The sequence below is a fragment of the Mesorhizobium sp. M4B.F.Ca.ET.017.02.2.1 genome, assembly GCF_003998955.1.
GTDB classification, from domain to species: domain Bacteria; phylum Pseudomonadota; class Alphaproteobacteria; order Rhizobiales; family Rhizobiaceae; genus Mesorhizobium; species Mesorhizobium abyssinicae.
The window spans coordinates 1-9512 of sequence record NZ_RZOF01000252.1; the positions used below are offsets into that span (position 1 = coordinate 1).

At 63.5% G+C, this 9512-nt stretch carries 12 protein-coding genes and 1 pseudogene; 12 read left to right on the plus strand and 1 reads right to left on the minus strand.

Annotated elements, in window-relative coordinates; genetic code table 11:
* The 7 genes and pseudogenes from EN738_RS24555 to tgt form a co-directional block, all read left to right on the plus strand.
* Positions 1-109: pseudogene (locus EN738_RS24555) on the plus strand (phosphopantetheine adenylyltransferase); the annotation flags it as partial.
* 74 nt (positions 110-183) lie between these two features.
* Positions 184-771, plus strand: coding sequence for a peptidylprolyl isomerase (locus EN738_RS24560; RefSeq protein WP_127285966.1), 588 nt, complete (start codon positions 184-186; stop codon positions 769-771).
* A 27-nt stretch (positions 772-798) separates the two neighbouring features.
* The gene (locus EN738_RS24565; protein WP_127285967.1) at positions 799-1311 is read left to right on the plus strand and encodes a peptidylprolyl isomerase; all 513 of its coding nucleotides are present in this window, start codon (positions 799-801) and stop codon (positions 1309-1311) included.
* 13 nt (positions 1312-1324) lie between these two features.
* Complete coding sequence (locus EN738_RS24570) at positions 1325-1774, plus strand: DMT family transporter (protein WP_127285968.1); 450 nt, start codon at positions 1325-1327, stop codon at positions 1772-1774.
* On the plus strand, positions 1774-2862 hold the full coding sequence (gene queA / locus EN738_RS24575) for a tRNA preQ1(34) S-adenosylmethionine ribosyltransferase-isomerase QueA (protein ID WP_127285969.1): 1089 nt from the start codon (positions 1774-1776) through the stop codon (positions 2860-2862). The genes EN738_RS24570 and queA overlap by 1 nt, the downstream gene beginning before the upstream one ends.
* Positions 2852-3121: a hypothetical protein gene (locus EN738_RS24580; RefSeq protein WP_127285970.1), complete on the plus strand. Its 270-nt coding sequence runs from the start codon at positions 2852-2854 to the stop codon at positions 3119-3121. The genes queA and EN738_RS24580 overlap by 11 nt, the downstream gene beginning before the upstream one ends.
* Positions 3114-4244 carry a tRNA guanosine(34) transglycosylase Tgt gene (gene tgt / locus EN738_RS24585; protein ID WP_127285971.1) on the plus strand — a complete coding sequence of 377 codons (1131 nt, stop codon included), beginning with the start codon at positions 3114-3116 and terminating at the stop codon, positions 4242-4244. The genes EN738_RS24580 and tgt overlap by 8 nt, the downstream gene beginning before the upstream one ends.
* 5 nt (positions 4245-4249) lie before the next feature.
* Here the strand turns inward: tgt and EN738_RS24590 are convergent, their stop codons facing one another.
* On the minus strand, positions 4250-4669 hold the full coding sequence (locus EN738_RS24590) for a DUF4864 domain-containing protein (RefSeq protein WP_127285972.1): 420 nt from the start codon (positions 4667-4669) through the stop codon (positions 4250-4252).
* A 215-nt stretch (positions 4670-4884) separates the two neighbouring features.
* On the opposite strand from EN738_RS24590, the gene EN738_RS24595 reads away from it, so the two are divergent.
* From EN738_RS24595 to EN738_RS24615, 5 genes are all read left to right on the plus strand, one after another.
* Positions 4885-5121 (plus strand): Lrp/AsnC ligand binding domain-containing protein, encoded by a 237-nt coding sequence (locus tag EN738_RS24595; RefSeq protein ID WP_127285973.1) that lies wholly within the window; start codon positions 4885-4887, stop codon positions 5119-5121.
* A 172-nt stretch (positions 5122-5293) separates the two neighbouring features.
* A complete protein-coding gene (locus EN738_RS24600) occupies positions 5294-6706 on the plus strand; it encodes a circularly permuted type 2 ATP-grasp protein (protein WP_187331400.1) in 1413 nt (470 codons plus the stop codon).
* Positions 6707-6844: 138 nt separating this feature from the next.
* Entirely contained in the window at positions 6845-7786 is a 942-nt protein-coding gene (locus tag EN738_RS24605; RefSeq protein ID WP_127285975.1) for an alpha-E domain-containing protein, read from the plus strand.
* A gap of 30 nt (positions 7787-7816) precedes the next feature.
* On the plus strand, positions 7817-8611 hold the full coding sequence (locus tag EN738_RS24610) for a transglutaminase family protein (protein ID WP_127285976.1): 795 nt from the start codon (positions 7817-7819) through the stop codon (positions 8609-8611).
* A gap of 127 nt (positions 8612-8738) precedes the next feature.
* Positions 8739-9470 carry a peptidase gene (locus tag EN738_RS24615; protein WP_127285977.1) on the plus strand — a complete coding sequence of 244 codons (732 nt, stop codon included), beginning with the start codon at positions 8739-8741 and terminating at the stop codon, positions 9468-9470.
* Positions 9471-9512: the final 42 nt, after the last annotated feature.

Sequence of the window (9512 nt, forward strand, 5' to 3'; positions counted from 1 at the left end):
AACAATTACCGCCACACTTGTCCGCCAGATAGCCTCGATGGGAGGCGACATCCGCCCCTTCGTGCCGGCGGCCGTCGCCGGGGCGCTGACAGCAAAATTCGCGAAATAGTGCATGTCGCCCAAAAGTGGATGCAGGTTTTGGGTGACGACATGCACCAAACAAAAGATCTTCGGAGAAATACCATGCAGCTGAAGAAGCTCGCTACGTTCCTTGTCGTGCTGGCCGGTCTCGTGACCGCCTCGGTCTCGGCCTTCGCCGCCGATCCCGAAAACACCATGATCATCACGCTGAAGGATGGCGACGTGACCGTCGCGCTGCGCCCCGACCTGGCGCCCAAGCACGTCGCGCAGATCAAGAAGCTGGTGCGCGAGGGCGCCTACGACAATGTCGCCTTCCACCGCGTCATCGACGGCTTCATGGCGCAGACCGGCGACGTCAAGTTCGGCAACATGAAGAAGGGCTTCAACCCCCAGGCCGTCGGCACCGGCGGTTCCGACCTGCCGGACCTGCCGGCCGAATTCTCGCAGACCGAGCACTACAAGCGCGGCGTGGTCGGCATGGCCCGTTCGCAGGATCCGAATTCGGCGAATTCGCAGTTCTTCATCATGTTCGCGCCGGCGTCGTCGCTCGATGGCCAGTACACCATCGTCGGCAATGTCGTCAGCGGCATGGAGCTGGTCGACAACATCAAGAAGGGCGACGAGGCGGACAACGGGACCGTCAGCGATCCTGACCGGATGATCAAAGTGCGCATCGCCACCGACAAGTAAATCTGTTTTTTCAAAAGGATATCTGACATGGCTGAGATCAAGGACCGCGAGAACGCCCTCATCATGGAAACGACCAAGGGCCAGGTCGTCATCGAACTGTTCCCCGACCTGGCGCCCGGCCATGTCGCCCGCATCAAGGAGCTGGCGCGCGAAGGCGCCTATGACGGCGTTGTCTTCCACCGCGTCATCGACGGCTTCATGGCGCAGACCGGCGACGTCAAGTTCGGCAATTCGAGCAAGCCCTCTTTCGCGCCTTCGCGCGCGGGCATGGGCGGTTCCGACAAGCCGGACCTGAAGGCCGAGTTCTCCAACGCCAACCATGGCCGCGGCACCTGCTCGATGGCGCGCGCCCAGAACCCGAATTCGGCGAACTCGCAGTTCTTCATCTGCTTCGATGACGCCTCCTTCCTCAACCGCCAGTACACGGTTTGGGGTCAGGTCCTCGAAGGCATGGACAATGTCGACAAGATCAAGCGCGGCGAGCCGGTGCAGGACCCCGACAAGATCGTGTCGCTGAAGGTCGCGGCCGACGTCAAGTAAAGGCGGCATAACGATGATGGGCGCCGTCTGGTCCCTGCTTGGCATCCTGTCCGGCGCCTTCATCGCCGTTCAGGCGCCCATCAATTCGCAGCTGGCGCGCGGCCTGGGGCTCCCGGTCGCGGCGGCTGCGTTCTCCTTCCTGTCGGGCGCGGTCGTGCTCGGCGTCATCGCTGTCGTCGTGGTGAAGCTGCAGGGCATTTCGCTCGACTGGAAGGCGCCGGCGCCATGGCTGTTCATCGCCGGCGGCATGCTCGGCGGCTTCTACGTCACGCTCTCGACCATTCTCACGCCGCGCATCGGCGCCGCCGCGCTGATGGCGTTCCTGGTCGCCGGCCAGCTGCTGGCCGGCATGCTCATCGACCGTGCCGGCTTCCTCGGCGTGGCGGTGCGCGAGATCTCGCTCGGCCGCATTGCCGGCGCCGTGTTGCTGCTCGCCGGAGCGCTGCTCATCCGGCTCTTCTGATGCGCGTCGACCTCTTCGACTTCAACCTGCCGGAAGCGCGCATCGCGCTGCGCCCCGCCGAGCCGCGCGATAGCGCCAGGATGCTGGTCGTCAGGCCGGGGGAAGGGCTGTCCGACCGTACGGTGCGCGACCTGCCGTCGCTGCTCGGCGACGGCGACGTGCTCGTATTCAACGACACCAAGGTCATTCCGGCGCAGCTGAAGGGCATTCGCAGGCGCGGCGAGGCACAGGCGCAGGTCGAGGCGACGCTGCACATGCGGGTGGCGCCCGACCGCTGGCAGGCCTTCATGCGGCCGGGCAAGCGCATCAGTGCCGGAGACCGCATCCATTTCGGCCATGACGCCAATTCCTGCTTCCTCGGCCAGCTCGACGCCACGGTGATCGAGAAGGGCGAGGCCGGCGAGGTTCTGCTCGGCTTCGATCTCTCCGGCCCGTTCCTCGACGAGGCGCTGCACGCCGTCGGCCACATCCCGCTGCCGCCCTACATCGCCTCCAAGCGCGACGACGACGAGCGCGACCGCAGCGACTACCAGACCATCTACGCCAGGGAGGAGGGCGCGGTCGCAGCGCCCACCGCCGGGCTGCATTTCACGCCCGAGCTGTTTGCCGCTCTCGACGCCAAGGGGGTGGAACGCCGCTTCGTCACGCTGCATGTCGGCGCCGGCACCTTCCTACCGGTTAAGGCAGACGACACCGCCGACCACAAGATGCATGCCGAGACCGGCTCTGTCAGCGCCGAGACCGCCGAAGCGCTCAACGCGGCAAGGGCGCGGGGAGGGCGGATCGTCGCCGTCGGCACGACGTCGCTGCGCCTGCTGGAGAGCGCCGCCAGGGAAGACGGCAAACTCGCCGCATGGTCGGGCCCGACCGATATCTTCATCACACCCGGCTACCACTTCCGCACCGCCGACCTGTTGATGACCAATTTCCATCTGCCGCGCTCGACGCTGTTCATGCTGGTCTCGGCCTTCAGCGGGCTGAAGACGATGCGCGCGGCCTATGCGCATGCCATCGACAGCGGCTACAGGTTCTACTCCTACGGAGACGCCAGCTTGCTTAACCGAGCGGAGACGAGCGATGGACGATGATCTGGAACACATGGACCGCGACGCTCTGGTCGCGGAGGTGAAGAAATTGCGCGCCGGGATTCGCACCCATCGCGACTCCACCGGCCACGATCTCTGCTGGCATCACCCCGACCTCTGGGCCCTGCTGCCGGAAAAGACCGAACCTGCCATCGCGGTGCCGCCCTGGGAAAAATTCATGCGCGGCTGCATCCGCTACCGGCAGTCGCTCGACGAGCAGGCACCCGGCGCGCCTGTGCACGACAAGGACTTCAATGGCTGAGGCTTTCACCTTCAAGCTGCTTGCCACCGACGGCAAGGCGCGGCGCGGCGTGATTTCGATGCCGCGCGGCGAGATCCGCACGCCGGCCTTCATGCCGGTCGGCACCGGCGGTACCGTCAAGGCCATGTATATGGACCAGGTGCGCGGCGTCGGCGCCGACATCATCCTCGGCAACACCTATCATCTGATGCTGCGGCCCGGCGCCGAGCGCGTGGCGAAGCTCGGCGGCCTGCATGAATTCGCGCGCTGGCCGCATCCCATCCTCACCGACAGCGGCGGCTTCCAGGTGATGTCGCTGTCCAAACTGCGCAAGCTCTCGGAAAAGGGCGTCACCTTCCGCTCGCATATCGACGGCGCGCCCTACGAGATGTCGCCTGAGCGATCGATCGAGATCCAGGGTCTGCTCGATTCCGACATCCAGATGCAACTCGACGAATGCACGGCACTGCCGGCCAAGCCGAAGGAGATCGAGCGCGCCATGGAACTGTCGCTGCGCTGGGCCGAGCGCTGCAAGACGGCCTTCGGCGACCAGCCGGGCAAGGCGATGTTCGGCATTGTCCAGGGCGGCGACATTGCCGATTTGCGCGTGCGCTCGGCGCAAGCCCTGAACGCGATGGATCTGAAAGGCTATGCCGTCGGCGGGCTGGCCGTCGGCGAGCCGCAAGCGGTGATGCTGGAAATGCTCGACATCACCTGTCCCGAACTTCCGGCCGGCAAGCCGCGCTACCTGATGGGCGTCGGCACGCCGGACGACATCTTGAAATCGGTGGCGCGCGGTATCGACATGTTCGACTGTGTGATGCCGACCCGCGCCGGTCGCCATGGCCTCGCCTACACGCGCCGCGGCAAGGTCAACCTGCGCAACGCCCGCCATGCCGACGATCCGCGCCCGCTGGACGAAGAGAGCGATTGCCCGGCCGCGCGCGACTATTCGCGCGCCTATCTGCACCACCTGGTGCGTTCGCAGGAATCGCTGGGGGCGATGCTGCTCACCTGGAACAACCTGTCCTACTACCAGAAACTGATGCAGGATATCCGCACCGCCATCCAGGCCGGCGCCTTCGAGGCGCAGGCGGCCGAGATTTCCGAGGGCTGGGCCCGCGGCGATATTCCGGTCGTCTGACCGGATCAGGTGCTCAGCGACGTCGACGCCCGCAGGCTGCAGCCGGTGATCTGAAAGCTGCCGTCAGGCTGCTGCTCCAGCGTGTAGACCGCCTCGTAGTCCTTGCCGTCGGGCCCGACGATCATCACCTGCTGGATGATCGAGGTCGGGCCCGTCTGCTCGACCTTGCCGAAGGCATAGCTTTGCGGCTTGCGCACCGGCGCGTAGCCGTTGGTCACCATGTTCATGAACATGTCGACGGTCGGGAAGACGCGTTTCACGTTCGGCGCGGCGAAACTGTAGGCCTTGGCGCCGTCATTGGCGACGAAGGCTTTCAGCTGGCTGTCGATGACCGTCTGCGCCGCCTTGATCTCGGCGTCGCCGGCGAAGGCCGAGGACATGAACAGGAATGGAATGATTGCGAATGCGAATAATGAGCGGCGCATGGCCTGTCTCCGTTGTCCCCGGGGGAAATCGCAGTCCGAAGATTCATCCTAACATACGCATGGCATCGCTTGGTGGTTTCAGCAGCTCGCAAGCATCAGCCATTCGGCGCTGACAAGCAGCCAACTGTTGCGCATGGCCGGCTGATGCTTGAAAGCCGGGCGGCAGTCTGCCAAAAGGGCCGCTTATTCGCTCACAGGCTAGGCAGGACCGGGCAATGAAGGCATTTTTCGTGCAGATTAAGTGCGATCTCGGCAAGGCCTATGAGGTCGCCAGCGCGCTTGCCGATGCCGAGATCGCCTCGGAAATCTACTCGACTGCCGGCAATTACGACCTGCTCGCCAAATTCTATGTCGAGGACGACCAGGATGTCGGCCACTTCATCAACGAGAAGGTGCAGGTTCTGCCCGGCATCAAGGACACCTTCACCATCGTGACCTTCCGCGCCTTCTGAGTCGCCTTTTGTCGTTTGCCCGGGAGCAAGGCAAAGCCTGACCCGGTCCTGTCGGCCCTGCCTTAATCTTGGGCAGTCCTGACATAACGACCGCCGTCACTCATCAAATCACCGATTGCGCTTGATTTTCTCCGGCGACGCCAGTGAAATGGTCTCACAGGGGAGTACGCGATTGGCAGCGTTCGATGAAATGCTTCCGGAAGTTTCCGGACTGAGAAGACCATATTCGGCTTATGATCGCTGGCTGAAGGAGCAAGACCCGGCCAGGCTTACCGAGAAAATGCAGGACGCCGAACGCGTCTTCCGCAAGACGGGCATCACCTTTGCCGTCTACGGCGAGCAGGAAGCCTCGGAGCGGCTGATCCCCTTCGACATCGTTCCGCGCATCATCTCGGGCAATGAATGGCGCCGCCTGACGCAAGGCATCGAGCAGCGCGTCCAGGCACTGAACGCCTTCCTCGACGACATCTACCACCGCCAGGAGATCCTGCGCGCCGGCCGCGTGCCCAGGGAACTGGTCGCCAAGAACGAGGCCTTCCTGCCTGAGATGATCGGCGTCAGGCCGCCCGCGGGCGTCTACACCCACATCATCGGCGTCGACATCGTGCGCATTTCGGAGAACGAGTTCTACGTTCTCGAGGACAATGCCCGCACACCCTCCGGCGTCTCCTACATGCTGGAGAACCGCGAGACGATGATGCAGCTCTTTCCCGAGCTGTTCCAGCAGATCAAGGTGCGGCCGGTCGAAAACTATCCGCAGCTCTTGCGCCAGTCGCTGGCAGCGGTCAGGCCGCAGAGCACCAAGGGCGCGCCGACCATCGCCGTGCTGACGCCAGGCAGCTACAACTCCGCCTATTTCGAGCACGCCTTCCTCGCCGACCAGATGGGGGTGCAACTGGTCGAGGGCCAGGACCTGCGCGTCGTCGACGGCCACGTCGCGATGCGCACCACCGAAGGCTACAAGCAGATCGACGTGCTCTACCGCCGGGTGGATGATTCTTTCCTCGATCCGCTGACCTTCCGCCCGGACTCCGCGCTTGGCGTGCCCGGCATCATGGACGTATACCGCGCCGGCAACATCACGATCGCCAACGCGCCGGGCACCGGCATCGCCGACGACAAGGCGATCTATTCCTACATGCCGGAGATCGTCGAGTTCTACACCGGCCGCAAGGCGATCCTCGGCAACATCCCGACCTGGCGCTGCTCCGAGCCGGACAGCTTGAAATATGTGCTGGAGCACATCAACGAGCTCGTCATCAAGGAAGTGCACGGCTCCGGCGGCTACGGCATGCTGGTCGGCCCGGCGGCGACCAAGAAGGAATGCCAGGATTTCGCCAAGAAGCTCGCGGCAAAGCCGTCGAACTACATCGCCCAGCCGACGCTGGCGCTGTCGACGTGTCCGATCCTGACCGAGAAGGGCCTGTCGCCGCGCCACGTCGATTTGCGCCCCTATGTGCTGGTCTCCGACCGTATCCAGATCGTGCCCGGCGGCTTGACGCGCGTGGCCCTCAAAGAGGGCTCTCTGGTGGTCAATTCCTCGCAGGGCGGCGGGACGAAGGATACGTGGGTGCTGGATGATTGAGCTGAGTGAGTAGGGATTAGTGAGTAGGCAATAGTGTGAAAGCATAGGGGACTGGGAATGCCGTATTTCATTGAAATTCAAGCTCTTACTACCGCGTACTCCCTATTCCCTACTCACTAGCCCGAAGGGCCACTTCCCATGCTTCTCGGCCGCACCGCCAACGGGCTCTACTGGATGAACCGCTACATCGAGCGGGCCGAAAACATGGCCCGCCTTGTCGATGCCGGCCTGCGCATGGCGCTCACCCGTACGCAGAACGCGTCGGAAGAATGGAATTCCGTGTTGCTTAGCGCCGGATCCGACGTCGCCTTCACCCAGAAGTATCAGGATTATACCGCGGCCAACGTCTCGGACTTCCTGCTGCGCGACACCTCGAACCCGTCGAGCACGATGTCGGCGATCGAGACCGCCCGCAACAATGCCCGCATGGTGCGCACCGCGCTGACGCGCGAGACCTGGGAAAGCATCAACGAGGCCTGGATGTCGCTGAAGCGCATGCTGGCCAAGCCCATCGACGAACGCGACCTGCCGACCGTGCTTGACGCCATCAAGCGCGAGACGGCGCTGATCCGCGGCTCCTTCTACGGCACCATGCTGCGCAACGAGATCTTCGATTTCTCGCAACTCGGCACCTATGTCGAGCGCGCCGACAACACGGCCCGCATCCTCGACGTCAAATATTACGTGTTGCTGCCCTCGATCTCCTGGGTCGGCTCGACGCTCGACAACTATCAGTGGGAATCGATCCTGCGCTCGGTGTCGGCGCATCGCTCCTACCGGTGGGTCTACGACGCCGACTACAAGCCGACCAACATTGCCGACTACCTGATCCTCAACGTGCGCATGCCGCGTTCGCTCACCTTCTGCTACCGCTTCCTCGCCGAGCATCTGAAATTCCTGGGCGACGACTATGGCGAGCGCCACGCCTGCCATGCCACGGCCGAGAAGACCCAGGCGATGCTGCGGGCAGGCTCGATCAAGGATATATTCGACGCCGGCCTGCATGAATTCCTGGCCAACTTCATCCGCGACAACACCAGGCTCGGCGACGAGATCGCGCAGGACTACAGGTTCTATTGAGCTTCATGCTCGCAAACGGAAAATGAAGCCATGCGGCTCAAGATCACCCATCGGACCGAGTACCGCTACGATGCGCCGGTGCAATATCTGCTGCAGCGGCTGCGCCTGCTGCCGGTCAGCGGCCACACGCAGACCGTGCAGTCCTGGGGCCTGAATATCGACGGCGCGCGCGAGGAGGTGCGTTTCACCGACCACTTCGGCAACGACACAAGGCTTCTGAGCGTCGAAGGCGAGCCTCACGCCATCACCATCGAAGCGTCGGGCGAGGTGCTCACGCGCGACACCACTGGCGTATCCGGTCCGCATCATGGTTTCGCGCCGCTCTGGCTGTTTGCCCAGGAAACGCCGTTGACCGCCGCCGGCGAAGGCATTCGCGAGCTTGCCGGCTCGGCGGGGAAGGGCACCGATATCGAGCGGCTGCACCGGCTGATGGGCACGATCGGCGAGCGTGTCGCCTACAAGCCTGGCGCCACCACCGTGATGACGCCGGCCGAGGAGGCGCTGGCGTTGAAGACCGGCGTCTGCCAGGACCACAGCCATATCTTCGCCGCCGCGGCGCGCGCCATGGGGTTTCCGGCCCGCTATGTCAGCGGCTATCTGATGATGGACGCGGCTGTCGAGCAGGCAGCAAGCCACGCCTGGGCCGAGGCGCATGTTCAGGGCCTCGGCTGGGTTGCCTTCGATGCCGCCAACGGCATCTCTCCCGACGAACGCTATGTCAGGGTGGCGACGGGTCGCGACTACCGCGATGCCTCGCCCATATCGGGGATTCTGCTCGGTCAAGCGGACGAGAAGCTTGCCGTCACCGTCACGGTAGAGCAGTAATTCAGCAAGATTCGCCGCTGGAGCGGTGCGGCTTTGATAGAATCGCCGATCCGCTCCAGGTTTTTGACGCAATTCCGGGCGGAAAGGCGCTACGCACTTTTCCTCGAATTGCTCTGGAAGTGCAGCCATGACCTATTGCGTCGGCCTGAAGATCGATCGCGGGCTCGTGTTCATGTCGGACACGCGCACCAACGCCGGCATGGATTCGATCTCCACCTTCAAGAAGATGCATGTCTGGGAGGAGCCCGGCGAACGCGTCATCGTGCTGATGTCGGCCGGCAATCTGGCGACCACGCAGGCCGTCGTCAGCCTGCTCGACGAACGCACCAAGGCGGTTGCCGATCGTCACGCGACGCTGCTCGAGACGCCGTCCATGTATCAGACGGTGCGGCTGGTCGGCGACACGGTCAAGGAGGTCATCGCTCATTCCTCGCCGGCCGGCGACAAGGCCGATTCCTATTTCAACGCCTCCTTCATCCTCGGCGGCCAGATCAAGGGCAGCCCGCCGCGGCTGTTCATGATCTATCCGGAAGGCAATTTCATCGAATCGACCGACGACACGCCGTTCTTCCAGATCGGCGAGACCAAATACGGCAAGCCGATCATCATCCGCGCCTATGAGCGCACCATGAGCCTGGCCGAGACGGTGAAGCTGCTTCTGGTCTCATTCGATTCGACGCTGAAGTCGAACCTGTCGGTCGGCCTGCCGCTCGATCTCCTGTTCTACGAGAAGGACGCCTTCAAGGTCAGCATGAAGAAGCGCATCGGCCAGGACGATCAATATTACCGCACCATCTCGGACGGCTGGTCGAACGCGCTGAGGACGGCCTTTGCCAGCCTGCCGGACTATCCGGGCTAGGGGGGCGCGACCTCGCTGGCGCATTGCCTTTATATATTTAAC

What these genes read in the sequence shown, in the direction of transcription:
- tgt (WP_127285971.1), top strand. Translation starts at nt 3,114, where the DNA reads ATGGCTGAGGCTTTCACCTTCAAGCTGCTTGCCACCGACGGCAAGGCG.
- EN738_RS24560 (WP_127285966.1), top strand. Translation starts at nt 184, where the DNA reads ATGCAGCTGAAGAAGCTCGCTACGTTCCTTGTCGTGCTGGCCGGTCTC.
- EN738_RS24595 (WP_127285973.1), top strand. Translation starts at nt 4,885, where the DNA reads ATGAAGGCATTTTTCGTGCAGATTAAGTGCGATCTCGGCAAGGCCTAT.
- EN738_RS24570 (WP_127285968.1), top strand. Translation starts at nt 1,325, where the DNA reads ATGATGGGCGCCGTCTGGTCCCTGCTTGGCATCCTGTCCGGCGCCTTC.
- EN738_RS24580 (WP_127285970.1), top strand. Translation starts at nt 2,852, where the DNA reads ATGGACGATGATCTGGAACACATGGACCGCGACGCTCTGGTCGCGGAG.
- queA (WP_127285969.1), top strand. Translation starts at nt 1,774, where the DNA reads ATGCGCGTCGACCTCTTCGACTTCAACCTGCCGGAAGCGCGCATCGCG.
- EN738_RS24605 (WP_127285975.1), top strand. Translation starts at nt 6,845, where the DNA reads ATGCTTCTCGGCCGCACCGCCAACGGGCTCTACTGGATGAACCGCTAC.
- EN738_RS24610 (WP_127285976.1), top strand. Translation starts at nt 7,817, where the DNA reads ATGCGGCTCAAGATCACCCATCGGACCGAGTACCGCTACGATGCGCCG.
- EN738_RS24615 (WP_127285977.1), top strand. Translation starts at nt 8,739, where the DNA reads ATGACCTATTGCGTCGGCCTGAAGATCGATCGCGGGCTCGTGTTCATG.
- EN738_RS24565 (WP_127285967.1), top strand. Translation starts at nt 799, where the DNA reads ATGGCTGAGATCAAGGACCGCGAGAACGCCCTCATCATGGAAACGACC.
- EN738_RS24590 (WP_127285972.1), bottom strand. Translation starts at nt 4,669, where the DNA reads ATGCGCCGCTCATTATTCGCATTCGCAATCATTCCATTCCTGTTCATG.